Source organism: Kribbella sp. NPDC051586 (genome assembly GCF_044453965.1).
GTDB lineage: Bacteria > Actinomycetota > Actinomycetes > Propionibacteriales > Kribbellaceae > Kribbella.
The window spans coordinates 419,201-434,718 of sequence record NZ_JBITDF010000005.1; the positions used below are offsets into that span (position 1 = coordinate 419,201).

A 15,518-nucleotide genomic window follows, 5' to 3' on the forward strand; every position below is an offset into this window, starting at 1 on the left:
GTTTCTATCGGTGTACGAGCACAGCTTTGGGTTGTCGCCCGACAGCTCGACAGGATGTGTCTGTCTACAGCCCGCCCCCGCACGCCTGGCACAGCGTTGGATCGCACGGCAGTGGCCGATACCTCCTGTCGAGCTGCAGATCGGCGAGCCTCAACTGCCGCCGCCGAGCGCATGAGCTGAGCTAGCCGGTCAGGCGGGTTAGTTCTGTGGTTAGTTCGTGCCAGGCGGTGGACAAGGGGTCTATCAGCTCGTAGTGGGCGCAGTGCTGGACGCGGACCAGGCGGGCGGTGGGGTGGGCGGCGAAGTAGGACTCGGTGATGCTGAGGGGGACCCGGGCGTCGTCCACGCCGTGGATGAGGGTCACGGAGGCGATCGGCGCGGGTAGGTGGACCGGGTCAAGGTCGTTGCGGACGCCGCTGCCGATGAAGGCCTGTACGGCGCCCTGGTCCAGGTTGAGGCGATCCGCCATCAACAGGTCGGCCACGGGGGCCAGTGCGATCAGGCCGCGGAGGCGGACCGGGTTCGTGGTCGCGGCCAGCCAGAGTGCCAGTTGGCCGCCGGCTGAGTGGCCGACGAGGATGTAGCCGGCGTGTACGTCGACGAGGTCCGGCAGTGCGTCCAGCGCCGTACGGATGTCGGAGGTCGTCGCATCGGGATTGCCCGGCTCGCGGCGGTACTCCAGCGACACCACCGGCCAGCCGAGGTCGGAGAGGGCTTCACCGAGGGGGCGGGCGTGCTTGCGGTCGTACTCGGGCCGCCAGAAACCGCCGTGGATGAAGACGATCAGCGGCCGGTACTCCTTCGCGTGCCAGTAGTCGATCACCTGGTCCGCGTGGTCGCCGTACTTGAGCTGCTCGTCCGGCTCGCGCGCTTCGCGAGTCAGTACCGATCGGTCCTCGGTCATTCAGACCTCCCGAGATAGCGCAGGGCGTTCGCAGTCAGCACCTTGTGCTGCTGCTCCGCGGTCAGGAAGCCGGCCTTCCGTACCACCTCCCCGACCGGCCGCTCACCCAATGGATAGGGATAGTCACTGCCGACCAGAACGCGGTCTTCCCCCAAGGTATCGACAAGTAGCCGCAAAGGCGCTGATTCGAACACCACCGTGTCGACCAGGATCCGGTCCAGGTACGTCGACGGTGGGTGCTCCGAGCAACCACGGACGATGTCGCCGCGCCGGTGCCACGCGTTCTCCAGCCGCCCGAGCCAGAACGCGAAACTGCCGCCCCCGTGGGCGAAACAGATCCGCAGGGACGGCGGCAGCCGGTCGAACGCCCCGCCCAGGATCATCGCCAGCAGCGACAGATGCGTCTCGGCGGGCATCCCGGTCAGCCAGCGCGCCATCCACCGGTCCAGCCGCGGCCCGCCCGGCATGTCCCACGGATGTACGAGCACCGGCGTACCGGTCTCGGCGCAGTGGTTGAGGAAGGCAACGATCCCGGCGTCGTCGAGATCCTTGTCGCCGACATGGTTCCCGATCTCGACACCCACATGCCCGGCGGCCCGCGCGCGGTCCAGCTCCGCACAGGCCAGGTCCGGATCCTGCAACGGCACCTGGCAGAACGGCACGAACCGGTCGTCGCCGGCCAGCGTCTCCAGCGTCAGGTCGTTGAAGATCTCGGCCAGCTTGACCGCCTGCGTCGCCGGCCGCTCGTACCCGAAGAACACCGGGGTCGGCGACACCACCTGGATATCGATGCCATCGGCATCCATATCGGCACGCCGTACGTCGCGATCCCAGGCCTGCGGTCCGATCGGGCGGAACTCGGTCCCGCCGATCATGATCGTCGCGGCCCGCTCGGAGTCGATCCGCAGCCAGGGCCAGCCGTCCCCGCCACACGCCGCGGCGAGGTCCGGCCACCCGTGCGGCACCAGGTGGGTGTGGGCGTCGACGGTCATTTACCCGGGTGGATCGTGCCGCACTGAGGGCAGGTCCGCGCGTCCTCGCTCTCGTAGAAGGCCTTGAACACCGGCGGCAGGTCGGCCACGATGTCGGTCACCTGCAGCTCGACCTCGTGCACGATCCCGTTGCAGTTGGCGCAGTACCAGCGGAACTTCTCCAGTGTGCCGGGCTCCCGGACCCGCTCGATCACCAGGCCGATCGAGTCCGCGTCGCGTTGCGGCGAGTGCGGCATGCTGCGCGGCAGCACCCACATCTCCCCTTCGCTGATGTCCACCCGGCCCGGGCCGTCGTCCGTCATCACGTCGACGTGCATCGTGCCCTTGATCTGGTAGAAGAACTCCTCGTACGGGTCGACGTGGAAGTCGGTGCGCTGGTTCGGGCCGCCGACCACCATCGTGATGAAGTCGTCCCCGGTCGGGAACATCTGCTTGTTGCCGACCGGCGGCTTCAGCAGATGCTTGTTCTCCTCGATCCACTGCGGGAAATTCGTCGACTCCAAGTTCGCCATCACTCACTCCTTTGCGGGATCGCCGCTATGGCCTGAATCTCGATCAACAGCTGGGGATGCGGCAGCTGATGGACTGCGACAGTCGTCCGAGCCGGCCCGGACTCGTCGAAGAACTCACCATAGATCTCGTTGTACCCCCCGAAGTCGTTCATCGACACCAGGTACGCCGTCACACTCACCAGATCCTCGAGCCCCGCCCCGACCGCCGCGAGCACGTCCCGGATGTTCTCCAGCACCGCTCGCGTCTGCACCCGGATGTCCAACGACACGGTCCCCATCGCGTCCACGGATGCCCCGGCGATCGAGTTGTCCGGCCGTCGGCTCGACGTACCCGACACGAACGCCAACCCGTTGGACACCTTCACATGAGGGAACCGGCCCCGCGGCGTGGCCTTCCCGGGCACGACGGTCACGACAGCTCCACGCAGACGTTCGTGGTCTCGGTGTAGAAGTCCACCGAATGCCGTCCGCCCTCTCGCCCGACGCCGGACAACTTCACCCCGCCGAACGGCGTTCGCAAATCGCGGAGGAACCAGGTGTTCACCCAGCAGAGGCCCACGTCGAGGGCAGCGCCGGCACGGTGGGCGCGGCCGACGTCGCGGGTCCAGACGGTTGCGGCAAGCCCGTAGTCGCTGTCGTTGGCCAAGCTGTAAGCCTCGTCCTCGGTGTCGAACGGCGCGACGTGGCAGATCGGTCCGAAGATCTCCTCGCGATTGGTGCGAGCGTCAGCCCCCAGACCAGTGACCACAGTTGGTTGTATGTAGCAACCGCCGTCGCGGGCGTCGCCGAAGGTCGGTACACCCCCACCGGAGACCACCTCGGCGCCCTCGGCGCGGGCGAGATCGTAGTACGAGAGGACCTTGTCGCGGTGTTGTTTGGAGATGAGGGGCATGTTCATCGTGGCCTCGTCGGCCGGCCAGCCGTACCTCAGCTCGGCGGCCCGCGCCGCCAGCCGCTCGGTGAACTCGCCGTACACGGATCGCTGCACATACAGGCGTTCGGTGCACAAGCAGACCTGGCCGCCGTTGGTGAAGACCGAGCGGACCGAGCCCTCGACCGCGGCATCCAGATCGCAGTCGGCGAAGATCAGGCCGGCGTTCTTCCCGCCGAGCTCGAACGACACCGCCTTCACCCGGTCCGCGGCCACCTTCGCGATCGCCGTACCGGTCGCGGACTCACCGGTGAACGTGATCGCGTCCACGCCGGGGTGCCGCGTCAGATACTCCCCCGCCGACGACGGTCCGAAGCCGTGGACCAGGTTGAACACCCCTGCCGGTACGCCGGCCTCGGCCATCACCTCGGCCAGCACGGTCGCCGACGACGGCGTCTCCTCGGACGGTTTCACCACCACTGCGTTGCCGCAGGCAAGCGCCGGCGCGACCTTCCAGGTCAGCAGCAGCAACGGCAGATTCCACGGTACGACGATCGCCACCACACCGACGGGCTTGCGTACGGCGTAGTTCAACGCGCGACGCCCATCCGCCAGCACGGTCGTGTACGACTCGGTCGGGATGGTCGTGGCGAAGTCCGCGAACGCGCGGAAGTTCGCCGCCCCGCGTGGTATGTCGAGCGTCCGCGCCTGGCTGATCGACTTCCCGGTGTCGCCCACCTCGGCCGCCACCAGATCCTCGAACCGCCGCTCGAGCCCGTCCGCGACCCGTCGCAGCACGGCGGCCCGCTCCTGCTCGCTCATCCGTCCCCACGGCCCGCGCAGGGCCGCCCGCGCCGCTCCGACCGCCGCGTCCACGGTCGACTGATCGGCCTCGCACACGTCGAAGATCTGCTCACCCGTCACCGGCGAAACCTTCGCGAACCGCCCCGCACTCTCCACAAACTCACCGTCGACGAAGTGCCGAAGCAGTCCGACCGACGCGGGCTGCCCCGTCAGCAACTCCCCCGTCCACAGCGTCACGCCGTCCACCTCCTCGCAGCATCGCACGGGATATCCGCTCCTGTTGTGGGTTCTTCACTCTTACAAGGACGAAGAACCCCCAACACGACGGGATATCCACTCGCGCTGCGGACGGGCGGCGGTTGGGGGGTCATCGGCGGGGCTTCCGGCGGGCGAGGGCCAGGAGGGTGGCTCCGGCTGCGGCGGCTGCCACCGCCAGCAGCCGGTGCTGGCGATGCACCCGGCGTTGGACTTCGGCGTACGGCGTCGTGGAGAACGACACGAGCTCGTAGCGGGACACGTACCGGCCCGGCAGGGCGCGCTCGAGCGCGTGCTCGACCTGCTTCTGGAGGCGGAAGACCGGCGAGGCGACCTTGTCGCGCATTTCGACGAAGTTGGCCAGGGCCATGTCGGCGATCGCTTCGGTGTTCTCACGACGACGGGCCTCGAACAGCGGCAGCGCCCGCGCCCAGGAGCCGCCGGTGTCGTCGAGGCAGCGGTCGAGCTCGACCACGTCCTCGAAGGCACAGTTCGCACCCTGCCCGTAGAACGGCACGATCGCATGCGCGGCGTCCCCGACCAGTGCGGTACGCCCGTGCGCCTGCCAGGGCAGCGTGTGCACGGTGCCCAGCACACCGACCGGGTTGTTCAGATAGTCGTCGACCAGGTTCGGCGCCAAGGGCAACAGGTCGGGGTAGTTGGTCCGGAAATGGTCCTCGATCCCGGCTGCAGTGGTGAGCGCGTCGAACGACCCGGCCGGCCAGAACAGCGTGCAGGTGAACGAGCGGTCCGGGTTCGGCAGGGCGATCATCATCGACGTACCCCGCGGCCAGATGTGCAACGCACCCGGGTCGAGCGCGAACTCCCCGGCAGCGGCCGGGATCGACAGCTCCTTGTAGCCGTAGTCGAGGAAGTCCACGTTCTCCGCGACGATGCCCTCGGCAAGCATCTGTTCGCGCACCGCCGACCCGGCGCCGTCGGCTCCGAGTACGACGTCCGCGGCAGCCGACACCTTCCCCGACGGCGTCGCGAAAACCATTGTCCCGGCGGCAGAGTCCAGCTCCACCAGCCGATGCTCGAACTCGACCGAGACGCCGTCAGCGGCCGACGCGGCCGTGAGCAGCGCGTTGTTCAGCGCTCCGCGACTGATCGAGTTGATGGCGCGGTCCCCCGAGGCCGAGTAGGCCTGGAAGTCCAGCGGCCCGGTCACCGGATGGATCATCCGGCCCTTCATCGGCAGCGCATCCGCCATCACCTCGTCGACCAGGCCGATCCGCCGCAACGCGTCCAGCCCACGCTCGGAGATCGCCAGGTTGATCGACCGCCCACGCTCGACCTGCGCCACCCGCGGATCCGCGCGCCGCTCGTACAGCGTCACCGACAACCCACGCCGCGCGAGGAAACACGCGAGCAACGAACCGGTCAGCCCGGCCCCGACGATCGCGACCCTCATGCCATCACCTCAGCCAAGGCGGAAGCAGCCCGCCAGCAGTCGTGGTACGTCGAATACAGCGGCACCGGCGCCAAGCGCAGTACGTCGGGCTCCCGCGCGTCCGCGATCACGCCGTGCTCGAACCGCAGGCGCCGCGACAGCTCACCTGCCCGCACACCTGTGACCCGCAACGACAACTGGGCACCACGCCGCGCCACATCTGTCGGCGTGATCACCTGCAGTGGCACATCCGCCAGCAGCTCCGCCAGGTAGGACGTCAATCGCACACTCCGCTCCCGCAGTACCTCGATGCCGATCTTGTCGAAGATCTCCAGCGACGTCCGGACCGGGCTCATCGAGAAGATCGGTGGGTTCGAGACCTGCCACGCGTCGGCGGTCGCCGGCGGCCGCGACTCGGGCGTCATCTCGAACCGGGTCGCTGCCTCCGTGCTCCACCAGCCCTCGAACCGCGGCACGTCCGTCCCGAGGTGCCGCTCGTGCACGAAAGCACCGGCCAGCGCCCCCGGACCCGAGTTCAGGTACTTGTAGGAGCACCAGGCCGCGAAGTCCACATCCCAGTCGTGCAACGCCAACGGCACGTTCCCGGCCGCGTGCGCGAGATCCCATCCGACCACCGCGCCGGCCGCGTGCCCGGCCTTGGTGATCGTGGGGATGTCCATCAACTCGCCGGTCAGGTAGTTCACCCCGCCGAGCAGTACGAGCGCGACGTCGCCACCGAGCTGCTCGACCACATCCGACGTACGCAGGCTGTCCTCGCCCGGTCGCGGCCGCAGCCGGACGACGGCGTCCTCGGCGTCGTACCCGTGGAAGGCGACCTGCGACCGTACGGCGTAGCTGTCCGAGGGAAAGGCGGCGTCCTCGATCACGATCCGGTGTCGCGAAGGCGTCGGCCGGTAGAACGACACCATCAACAGGTGCAGGTTGACGGTCAGCGAGTTCATCACCACGGTCTCGCTCGGCAACGCGCCGACGAGCCGGGAGGCGGGACCCGTCAGCAACTCGTGGTACGGCAACCAGGGCCTGGCAGCGTCCAGGTGTCCCTCGACGCCGAGCGCCGCCCACGCGTCGAGGTCCTCGAGCAGCTCGGTCCTGGTCGCCTTCGGCCGCAAACCGAGCGAGTTGCCGGCGAAGTACGCCACCTCGGGGTAGTCGCCGCCCTGCGCGGGCGGCACGTCGAACAGGTCCCGGTGCCCGGCGTCGGTGGCATCGAGAGCCAGAGCCTCAGCCTCGGTCGTCACCCCTCGGCAACCTCGTCGCCGGCGACCTCTTCAGCTGCGGCAGCCTTCGGCGCCTCGATCACCTGGCCCTTGCCGAGCACCGTCACGCCGCCCTTGGACACGATGAAGCCGCGCTCCCGGTCGTAGTCCGGGTCGACGCCGATCTCGACGCCGTCCGGGACCACGATGTTCTTGTCCAGGATGACGTTCTTGAGCACGACGTCCTTGCCGATCTTGCAGTTGTCCATGATCACGCAGCGCTGGATGTCCGCGCCCGAGCTGACGATCACGTTCGAGCCGAGCACCGAATGGTCCACGTGCGCCCCGCTCACGATCGAGCCCTGGCAGACGATCGACTCGCCGACCGTCGCGTCGTCGGTGAACTTCGCGCCCGGCAGCTGCGGATGCGAGGTGAAGATCGGCCAGTCCGAGTTGTACAGGTTGAACACCGGCTGGATCGAGACCAGATCCATGTGCGCCTCGTGGTAGGAGTCCAGCGACCCGACGTCGCGCCAGTACGACCGGTCCCGGTCGAGTGCGCCCGGTACGTCGTTCTCCTGGAAGTCGTAGACGCCGGCCTTGCCCTCGGCAACGAGCATCGGGACGATGTCGCCGCCCATGTCGTGGCGGGAGGCCGGGTTGGCGGCGTCCTTGCGCAGCGCCTCCACCAGCACGTCCCGGCTGAACACGTAGTTGCCCATCGACGCGAACGTCTCGTCCGGCGAGTCCGGCAGCCCCGGCGGATCGGCCGGCTTCTCCAGGAAATCCTCGATCAGGTGCCCGTCCGCACCGGTCTTGATCACGCCGAACTCGGTGGCTTCCACCCGCGGCACCCGGATGCCGGCGACCGTCACGCCGTTGCCGCGCTCGATGTGCGCGGCGACCATCTGCGAGGCGTCCATCCGGTACACGTGGTCGGCGCCGAAGACCACGATGTACTCCGGGTCCGCGTCGTTGATCAGGTTCATCGACTGGTAGATCGCGTCCGCGCTGCCCTGGTACCACTGCGGGCCGAGCCGCTGCTGGGCCGGGACACAGGTCACGTAGTTGCCGAGGAACGTCGACATCCGCCAGGTCAGCGTGACGTGCCGGTCGAGCGAATGCGATTTGTACTGCGTGAGCACACAGAGATTTCGATAGCCGGCATTGACCAAATTCGACAACACGAAATCGATCAGGCGATAACTTCCCCCGAACGGCACAGCCGGTTTGGCCCGGTCCGCCGTCAGCGGCATCAGCCGCTTCCCCTCGCCACCGGCCAGCACGATTCCGAGAACTCTGGGCGCCTTTGCCATGTCCGCACCTTAGCTCCGACAACCCACCGGCATAAGCGCTTGCGAGTGTCGCGACACTGTAAAGATGCCGATCCTCGTCGTACCGACCACTGCCGTCCACCGATCGTTTCTCGCCGCCTGGGACGAGCTCGGTCCGGATCATGAGCGCTGGATGGGTGCGAGGTCGATCGCCGCCGACGACGAGGAGTGGACCCGCGAGCAGGCCGCGGACCCGGCCGAGTTCCATCGGCTGGTCGAGGCGATCAAGGCCGAGGCCGACCCGGCGACCGAGCTGCCGCCGGGGATCGTGCACCAGACCGTGCTGTGGTTCGTCGACGGGATCGAGTTCCTCGGCCGGCTCTCGATCCGGCACTGGCTCACCCCGCCCTTGCTCGAGGTGGCCGGCCACATCGGGTACTGCGTCCGCCCGTCCGTGCGGCGGAAGGGGTACGCGACCCAGATGCTGGCGCAGTCGCTCCCGATCGCGGCCGCTCTCGACATCGAGCCGGCGCTCGTCACCTGCGACGCCGGCAACGTCGGCTCGCGCAAGGTGATCGAGGCCGCTGGCGGCGAATTGGAAGACGAACGACACGGAAAGCTGCGGTTCTGGGTGCCCACACACGTGGCTTGATGACCTATGGTCGGAGCTTATGAAGGTCGCCATCCTGACGCGTGAATATCCACCGGATGTGTACGGCGGGGCGGGGGTGCACGTGGACTTCCTGGTCCGCGAGCTGCGCCGGCTGATCGACGTGGACGTGCACTGCATGGGCGAGCCCCGGCAGGGCGCGATCGCCCACTCCGAGGACGACCCGCGGATGCCGGGCGCGAACGCGGCGCTGCGGATCCTGTCCACCGACCTCACGATGACGGCCGCGGTCGGCGATGCCCAACTGGTGCACTCCCACACCTGGTACGCGAACATGGCCGGCCACTGGGCCAAGCTGCTGTACGGCGTACCGCATGTGGTGACCGCGCACTCGCTGGAGCCGCGCCGCCCGTGGAAGGCCGAGCAGCTCGGCGGTGGGTACCGCCTGTCCAGCTGGGCCGAGCAGACCGCGTACGAGGCGGCCGACGCGGTGGTTGCGGTGAGCCGCGGGATGCGCGACGACGTACTCGACTGCTACCCGTCGATCGACCCGTCTCGCGTCCATGTGATTTCGAATGGCATCGACGCGGACTTCTACCACCCGGACCCGTCGACGCATGTACTCGAGCGGCTGGGTGTCGATCTGAACCGTCCGTACGTGACGTTCGTCGGCCGGATCACGCGCCAGAAGGGCGTGCCGCACCTGCTCCGCGCCGGGCTGCGACTCGACCCGTCGGTGCAGCTCGTTCTGCTCGCCGGCGCGGCCGACACGGTCGACTTGAAGGCCGAGACCGACGCGCTGATCGAGGACCTCCGGATGGCCCGGGACGGGGTCTTCGTCGTCTCCGAGATGCTGCCGCGCGAGGACGTCCGGCAGGTCCTGACGCACGCGCTGGCGTTCTGCTGCCCGTCGATCTACGAGCCGCTGGGCATCGTCAACCTGGAGGCGATGGCCTGCGAGACCGCTGTCGTCGCGAGCGCGGTCGGCGGCATTCCCGAGGTCGTCGACGACGGCGTCACCGGCACCCTGGTCGCGTACGACGAGGACGACACCGACACCTTCGAGCGCGGCCTCGCGGACGGGATCAACGAGCTCGTCGACAACCCGGCCAAGGCGCAGGCGATGGGCAAGGCCGGGCGCGAGCGGGCCGTGTCGCAGTTCGGCTGGGATGCTGTCGCGGACCGGACCGTGCAGCTGTACACGAGCCTGCTCGGGTAGGAGAAACTCCACCCTCGTTCGGGGGTTCGGACCCATTCTTCGAGTGGCGCGGCGGCGGTTGGGTTGAGGTATGACTTCTCGCCTGACGAAGACGGTCGCCGCGACGCTCGCGACCGCTGCACTGCTCACGTTCCCGCTGTCCGCGTTCGGTGCTGTCAGTCAGCCGACGCTGTCCGAAGCCGCTGTCTCCAGCGTGCACGCTCCTCGCGGCGCGCTGGTCTCGGCGGTGCCGGTCGCGCAGCTGACAGCGGCCCAGCTGGATGCGGCGGCGGCCGACTTCCCCGGCACGCCGCATGCGTCGTACGGCGTCACGGCGTACCGGTTGATCTATCGGACCATCGATCACAACGGACGGCCGACGACCGCGAGCGGGATCGTCGTACTGCCGGACGGGCGGCGCGGTGCGCTCACCGTGGCGGAGTACTTGCACGGGACCAACCCGACGAAGGCGGCCGCGGCGTCGGTTGACGACACCTCGACCGATCGACTGGTCACCGCGCTCTTCGCCGGTCAGGGGCTCGTCGGTGTTGCTCCGGACTACCTCGGTCTCGGGCTCGGTCCGGGCAAGCCACCGTACCTCGACACGAAGACCGAGACGACCTCCTCGGGCGACCTGCTGCTCGCCGCACGGACGTTCGCGGCCAAGCACGGCGTCGCGCTGAAGCGGGACGTGCTGGTCACCGGCTTCTCGCAGGGCGGGCGCGCGTCGATCGCCTTCGGGCGCGCGCTGAGCCGCGGCGAGGTCGGCTCCTTCCGCCTCGGCTCGATCCAGGCCGTCGCCGGTCCGTACGACCTGCTCGGCTCGGAACTCCCGGCGGCCTTCGACGGTGGCGTCCTGCCGCCGACGGCGACGTTCTACCTCGGGTACCTCGTCACCGCGTGGAACCGGACTGTGGGACTGTACGACGATCCGCGCGAGGCGTTCCAGGCGCCGTACGCCGCGACGGTCGAGGGGCTGTTCGACGGCACGCACTCCGATGAGGAGATCGTCGCCGCGCTGCCGGACTCGCCGGAGAAGCTGTTCACGCCGGCCTTCGTCAAGCAGTTACAGCATCCGACCGGCCGGCTCCTGCGGGCGGTTCGTGCGGCCGACCAGGTCTGCCGCGACTGGACACCGCGCGTGCCGGTGCATCTGTACAGCGGCACGAAGGACACCGACGTCGTCGCCGCCAACGCCGACGTCTGCGCGGCCTCGTTCAGGGCTCGTGGCGCCGACGTGACCGTCCACTCGATGGGCGCGGTCGACCACACCGGTACGGCGTTCGCGGCGTACCCGCTGATCATCCGCGCGTTCAGTCGGTGGGCTTGAGCCAGCCGATGCGTAGTTCGGCCGCGGCCGGGAGGTAGGTCCGGATGAGCTCGGCACGCTCGGGGTCGGCTTCCGGCAGCGCCTGGGCGAGAGTCGCCTGCGCGGCGACGGTCTGCGGCCGGGCTCCGAGCGCCGCCCGTAGGTGGAGCGAGCGGCGCAGCATCGCGATCTCCTCGGCCGGCTCCTGGAGATGTGCGAGGTGCCGGATGATGTAGGACTCCAGGAACCCGTCGCCGTGCTTCGCCGCGATCTCGAGAGCTGTCTCGTAGCGCGCGACGGCGCCGGCCGAGTCCTCGTCGATGTTGTCGAGCAGAACGCCCCAGTGGTAGACGGCCCAGCCGCGCTGCAACTCGTCGCCGCTCTCCGCCGCGGCGCGGTAGCTCGCCTCTGCCACGGCCCGGTCGTCGGGGCGGGGATCGCGATCGAACAGCAGCCGGCTGTAGGCCAGTCGCGCCGTCAGCAACTGCGCGGTCGACGACGCGGGATCGAGCGCCGCGACCGCCTTCTCGGCCTCGTCGTGCCGCTCGACCTGGAAGAACCAGTGGTCGACGGCGATCTCGGCCCGGAGCTCGGGATCGCCGTCCGGGTCGAGGACGGCGAGCGCGGCGTCCCACTCCCCGAGCAGGAACAGACGACGGGCCACGTAGGTGGCGTCAGCTAGCATGGCACCTACGTTAGAGATCGACGATGTAGGTGGTCAAGTGGAATACGGTGACTACATTGGCAACGTGACGCGGCTGGCCGTCGAGCTGGCCAACACCGGCACGCTCGCCCCGGACGGTGAACTGGTCGCCGCGTTCTTCGCGGAGCACGAGATCACTCCGCCGCCGGACGGCGACTTCGGCGACCTGCCGGACCTCGTGCGTACGGCGCTGGCGCAATCGGTCGATGGCGGCGCGCCTGACGCCGTGCATCGCCTGCTGCGCGAGTACCCGCCGGACATGCACCTGTCCGACCACGACGGCTTCGGCTGGCACGTCCACTTCGGACGCAACGGCACTCCGGCCAAGCGCTGGGCCGGCCAGCTGATCGCCGCCAAGCTCGCCCTGATCGTGGCCGGGGATCCGTCGGTGACGCTGGGCCGGTGCGCGGCGGCCGGGTGCGGCAACTACTTCGTGGACCAGTCCCGGAACCGGACGCGCCGGTTCTGCTCCAACGCGTGCGCGAGCCGGACCACGGTCGCGGCGTACCGGGCCCGGACGGCGAAGAACTCCTAGTCCTTGGGGCTTGGCTGGTGCTGCTGCGGCAGTTCGTCGTTCGAGGCGACAAGGCTGCCGAGCAGGGCCAGCGAGTCGACGTCGGATGGGTCAGCCGATCCCGGCCGTGGGTCGCTCGCCGCTCAGCCACGTCGTGAGCAGGCGGGCGCCCGCGCCGGTCGCGCCGACGGAGTACTCGAAGCGGTCGGCCGGCGACTCGGCGATCGACGACAGGTCGAGATGGGCCCAGGGGATATCGCCGGCGAACGCCTTGAGGAACAGGGCGGCGGTGATGGAGCCCGGGCCCTTCGAGCTGTTCACCGAGTCGGCGATCGGGGTCGCGATCAGGTCCTCGTACTCCGGCGGCAGCGGCATCCGCCAGACCTCTTCGCCGGAGATCCGGCCGGCGTCCGCGAGGTTGTCCGCGAGCGCGTCGTCGGTGGCGAACATCCCGCCGTACAGCATCGCGCCGAGCGAGACCTTGATCGCGCCGGTCAGCGTGGCGACGTCGACCAGGACGTCCGGCTTCAGCTCCTTGACGGCGTACGCGAGCCCGTCGGCCATCACCAGCCGGCCTTCGGCGTCGGTGTTCTTCACCTCGGTCGTCCGGCCGCCGTAGTGCCGGATCACGTCGTCCGGGCGGTACGACGAACCGGACGGCATGTTCTCCGCGGAGCAGACCAGGCCCGTGACCCGCACGTTCGCGCCGAGGTCGCGCAAGGCCGACATGGTCGCGATCACCGAGCCGCCGCCGGTCATGTCGCGCTTCATCGACACCATGCCCTCGCGCGGCTTCAGCGACAGGCCGCCGGTGTCGTACGTGATCCCCTTGCCGACCAGCACGACGTACGGCGTCTTCTTGGTCGCGCCGGCGGGCACGTAGTCGAGGCGGATGAACCGCGGCGGCCGGGTGGAGCCCTGACCGACCGCGAGGATGCCGCCGAACCCTTCCTCGGCAAGCTGCTTCTCGTCCCAGACCGTCACCTCGAGACCGGTCGCGGCGGCCACCTCGGTCGCCCGGGCGGCCATCCAGGCCGGGTCCTTCTCGTTCGACGGGGTGATCGCGAGCCGGCGGGCCAGCCAGCCGGTCCGGCCGACGACGACGCCGCGGTCGACGACCGGCTGCCGCGCCTGCGCCGTACCGTCGGTCAGCGTGACCTTGCCGACCGCGGGCTTGCCCTGGTCGACCGTCTTCAGCGTGTACGAGAACGAGCCGAGCACCACGCCCTCGGCGAACGCCTGCAGCGCCGCGTCATCGATGCCCTCGGCAACAACCGTGGTGAGCTCGTCCTTGCCGCGGCCGAACCGCGCGACCGCCGCCCCGGCGTGTCGCAGGTCCTTGGCGCTGCCGTCGCCGGCGCCGACCAGCACGACCTCGGCCACGTCACCGGTCAGCAGCGGGTACGCCGCGACGGCGCCCGCGGACGCGCCGAAACCGGTCGCCTGCTGCACCTCGAGCAACCGGTCGAGGTCGACGCCGAGACGCTCGCCGGCCTCCTTCGCGGCGGCCGGCAGACCGGTCTCGGCACCGACGACGATCACCCAGGCCGGGGATCCGTGCACCGGCAGACCGGGCTGCCAGGCGACGCCCGGGAGGCTGGGGAAAGGGGACGCGTTGCTGCTGCGGCGAGCCACTAGGAGGACCTCACTGAAGTTTTGATCAAAATAGGGTGCAACCGTAACGACCCCGGCCGGTGCCGGAAACAGGCACCCACCGGGGTCGCAGGATTATCAGAGGAGTGCGCCCGTGGGCACCCCGGGGAGAACCTGGTCAGCCGACGACAGCCTTGAGCGCGTTCCCGAGCTCGGTCGCTTCGTCCGCGTTGAGCTCGACGACGAGCCGGCCGCCGCCCTCGAGCGGAACCCGCATCACGATCCCCCGGCCCTCCTTGGTGACCTCGAGCGGACCATCGCCCGTCCGCGGCTTCATCGCCGCCATGCGCGCACCCCTTCCCAGTGTCGGTGTTGAGCGACGACACCGCGCGGGGAACCGTCGCCGGCGCCGTTGCGGTGATGCGCCGTCGGCGCGTATCGCAGTGTGTATCAGACCCCATTATTCCCGATCCCAGGCCAGAGCCGTGCACCATACGGCAGACTCGAGTCTTGTGCACGCCCGTTCAGCCCTCTTCGACCTGTACGGCGACCACCTGCGCGCGCGTGGCGCGCGCGCCCCGGTCGCGGCCCTGGTCCAGCTGCTCGCGCCGCTCGGCGTCCATCCGCCGGCGGTGCGCACCGCCGTGTCCCGGATGGTCCGGCAGGGCTGGCTGGAGCCGGTCCGGATCGAGGGTCAGCCCGGTTACGCGCTGACCGCCCGGGCGCGTCGCCGCCTCGACGACGCCGCCGCCCGGATCTACCGGACCGCGCCGGACGGCACACCGGTGGTCACCGGCTCCGAGGGGCCGGGCGACTGGGACCGGCACTGGCATCTGGGCATCCTGCGCGAGGTCCCGAACGCCCGCCGCCGCGAGCAGCTGGCGAGCCAACTCGCCTTCCTGGGTTGGGCTCCGCTGTCCGACGGCGCCTGGGTCGGGCTGCGCAACGACGCCGAGGTCGACCAGATCCTCGGCATGGAAGGGATCGCCGCGGACCGGTTCCGGGCGCCGGTCGACGACGGCGCCGTGGAGTTCGCCCGGCGGGTCTGGAAGCTGGACGAGCTCGGCGCGTCGTACGACGCCTGGCTGATCGAGGCGAAGGCGCTGGTCGACGAGGCGGGCCAGGAGTCCACCGTAGGCGGCGACGAGCAGGCGTTCGCCGTCCGGTCCGAGCTGGTGCACGAGTGGCGCAAGTTCCTGTTCCGCGACCCGGGGCTGCCGGACGAGCTCCTGCCGGCCGACTGGGCCGGGACCAGGGCGGCCGAATTCTTCGATTTCCACGCCGAACGACTGAGCCCCGCGGCCGGGCGTTTCGTCGACAACTGTCTGACACTGCACTGAAATTCTCACCGACAGTCAAGGAGCTGACC

The 15,518-nt window shown here is 69.3% G+C and carries 16 protein-coding genes; 5 read left to right on the top strand and 11 right to left on the bottom strand.

Translation table 11 applies throughout. The annotated features are described in order from the left end of the window. Positions 1-181 precede the first annotated feature (181 nt). From ACIA58_RS35530 to glgC, 8 genes are all read right to left on the bottom strand, one after another. Complete coding sequence (locus tag ACIA58_RS35530) at positions 182-904, bottom strand: alpha/beta hydrolase family protein (RefSeq protein ID WP_396408231.1); 723 nt, start codon at positions 902-904, stop codon at positions 182-184. After that, a complete protein-coding gene (locus ACIA58_RS35535; RefSeq protein ID WP_396408232.1) occupies positions 901-1,896 on the bottom strand; it encodes an amidohydrolase family protein in 996 nt (331 codons plus the stop codon). The genes ACIA58_RS35530 and ACIA58_RS35535 overlap by 4 nt, the downstream gene beginning before the upstream one ends. Then, entirely contained in the window at positions 1,893-2,408 is a 516-nt protein-coding gene (locus ACIA58_RS35540) for a 3-hydroxyanthranilate 3,4-dioxygenase (RefSeq protein WP_396408233.1), read from the bottom strand. The genes ACIA58_RS35535 and ACIA58_RS35540 overlap by 4 nt, the downstream gene beginning before the upstream one ends. Continuing rightward, positions 2,408-2,821: a RidA family protein gene (locus ACIA58_RS35545; RefSeq protein ID WP_396408234.1), complete on the bottom strand. Its 414-nt coding sequence runs from the start codon at positions 2,819-2,821 to the stop codon at positions 2,408-2,410. Before ACIA58_RS35545 ends, ACIA58_RS35540 begins: the two co-directional genes overlap by 1 nt. After that, positions 2,818-4,320, bottom strand: a complete 1,503-nt coding sequence (locus tag ACIA58_RS35550) for a 2-hydroxymuconic semialdehyde dehydrogenase (RefSeq protein ID WP_396408235.1) — start codon at positions 4,318-4,320, stop codon at positions 2,818-2,820. Before ACIA58_RS35550 ends, ACIA58_RS35545 begins: the two co-directional genes overlap by 4 nt. Positions 4,321-4,450: 130 nt before the next feature. Continuing rightward, positions 4,451-5,752 carry an FAD-dependent oxidoreductase gene (locus tag ACIA58_RS35555; RefSeq protein ID WP_396408236.1) on the bottom strand — a complete coding sequence of 434 codons (1,302 nt, stop codon included), beginning with the start codon at positions 5,750-5,752 and terminating at the stop codon, positions 4,451-4,453. After that, a complete protein-coding gene (gene kynU / locus ACIA58_RS35560; protein WP_396408237.1) occupies positions 5,749-6,990 on the bottom strand; it encodes a kynureninase in 1,242 nt (413 codons plus the stop codon). Before kynU ends, ACIA58_RS35555 begins: the two co-directional genes overlap by 4 nt. After that, entirely contained in the window at positions 6,987-8,264 is a 1,278-nt protein-coding gene (glgC, locus tag ACIA58_RS35565) for a glucose-1-phosphate adenylyltransferase (protein ID WP_396408238.1), read from the bottom strand. The genes kynU and glgC overlap by 4 nt, the downstream gene beginning before the upstream one ends. A 64-nt stretch (positions 8,265-8,328) precedes the next feature. Between glgC and ACIA58_RS35570 the strand changes: the two genes are divergently transcribed. From ACIA58_RS35570 to ACIA58_RS35580, 3 genes are all read left to right on the top strand, one after another. Then, positions 8,329-8,874, top strand: coding sequence for a GNAT family N-acetyltransferase (locus ACIA58_RS35570; protein ID WP_396408239.1), 546 nt, complete (start codon positions 8,329-8,331; stop codon positions 8,872-8,874). 19 nt (positions 8,875-8,893) lie between these two features. Further along, positions 8,894-10,051, top strand: coding sequence for a glycogen synthase (glgA, locus tag ACIA58_RS35575; RefSeq protein WP_396408240.1), 1,158 nt, complete (start codon positions 8,894-8,896; stop codon positions 10,049-10,051). A 70-nt stretch (positions 10,052-10,121) separates the two neighbouring features. Further along, on the top strand, positions 10,122-11,360 hold the full coding sequence (locus tag ACIA58_RS35580) for a hypothetical protein (protein ID WP_396408241.1): 1,239 nt from the start codon (positions 10,122-10,124) through the stop codon (positions 11,358-11,360). Here the strand turns inward: ACIA58_RS35580 and ACIA58_RS35585 are convergent. Beyond that, positions 11,344-12,024, bottom strand: coding sequence for a hypothetical protein (locus ACIA58_RS35585; protein WP_396408242.1), 681 nt, complete (start codon positions 12,022-12,024; stop codon positions 11,344-11,346). The two genes, ACIA58_RS35580 and ACIA58_RS35585, sit on opposite strands and share 17 nt — an antisense overlap. 64 nt (positions 12,025-12,088) lie before the next feature. On the opposite strand from ACIA58_RS35585, the gene ACIA58_RS35590 reads away from it, so the two are divergent. Beyond that, positions 12,089-12,577 (top strand): CGNR zinc finger domain-containing protein, encoded by a 489-nt coding sequence (locus ACIA58_RS35590; protein ID WP_396408243.1) that lies wholly within the window; start codon positions 12,089-12,091, stop codon positions 12,575-12,577. Positions 12,578-12,667: 90 nt separating this feature from the next. Here the strand turns inward: ACIA58_RS35590 and ACIA58_RS35595 are convergent, their stop codons facing one another. Further along, positions 12,668-14,191, bottom strand: coding sequence for a leucyl aminopeptidase family protein (locus tag ACIA58_RS35595; protein WP_396408244.1), 1,524 nt, complete (start codon positions 14,189-14,191; stop codon positions 12,668-12,670). Between the two features lie 136 nt (positions 14,192-14,327). Next, positions 14,328-14,495 carry a DUF3117 domain-containing protein gene (locus ACIA58_RS35600; RefSeq protein WP_012923066.1) on the bottom strand — a complete coding sequence of 56 codons (168 nt, stop codon included), beginning with the start codon at positions 14,493-14,495 and terminating at the stop codon, positions 14,328-14,330. Positions 14,496-14,661: 166 nt separating this feature from the next. Between ACIA58_RS35600 and ACIA58_RS35605 the strand changes: the two genes are divergently transcribed. Continuing rightward, the gene (locus ACIA58_RS35605) at positions 14,662-15,489 is read left to right on the top strand and encodes a PaaX family transcriptional regulator C-terminal domain-containing protein (protein ID WP_396408245.1); all 828 of its coding nucleotides are present in this window, start codon (positions 14,662-14,664) and stop codon (positions 15,487-15,489) included. The last annotated feature ends 29 nt before the right edge of the window (positions 15,490-15,518 follow it).

Excerpts from the sequence above, each read along its gene's own strand:
- ACIA58_RS35600 (WP_012923066.1), bottom strand. The coding sequence starts at position 14,495 with ATGGCGGCGATGAAGCCGCGGACGGGCGATGGTCCGCTCGAGGTCACC.
- ACIA58_RS35530 (WP_396408231.1), bottom strand. The coding sequence starts at position 904 with ATGACCGAGGACCGATCGGTACTGACTCGCGAAGCGCGCGAGCCGGAC.
- ACIA58_RS35540 (WP_396408233.1), bottom strand. The coding sequence starts at position 2,408 with ATGGCGAACTTGGAGTCGACGAATTTCCCGCAGTGGATCGAGGAGAAC.
- ACIA58_RS35570 (WP_396408239.1), top strand. The coding sequence starts at position 8,329 with ATGCCGATCCTCGTCGTACCGACCACTGCCGTCCACCGATCGTTTCTC.
- ACIA58_RS35585 (WP_396408242.1), bottom strand. The coding sequence starts at position 12,024 with ATGCTAGCTGACGCCACCTACGTGGCCCGTCGTCTGTTCCTGCTCGGG.
- glgA (WP_396408240.1), top strand. The coding sequence starts at position 8,894 with ATGAAGGTCGCCATCCTGACGCGTGAATATCCACCGGATGTGTACGGC.
- glgC (WP_396408238.1), bottom strand. The coding sequence starts at position 8,264 with ATGGCAAAGGCGCCCAGAGTTCTCGGAATCGTGCTGGCCGGTGGCGAG.
- ACIA58_RS35535 (WP_396408232.1), bottom strand. The coding sequence starts at position 1,896 with ATGACCGTCGACGCCCACACCCACCTGGTGCCGCACGGGTGGCCGGAC.
- ACIA58_RS35580 (WP_396408241.1), top strand. The coding sequence starts at position 10,122 with ATGACTTCTCGCCTGACGAAGACGGTCGCCGCGACGCTCGCGACCGCT.
- ACIA58_RS35555 (WP_396408236.1), bottom strand. The coding sequence starts at position 5,752 with ATGAGGGTCGCGATCGTCGGGGCCGGGCTGACCGGTTCGTTGCTCGCG.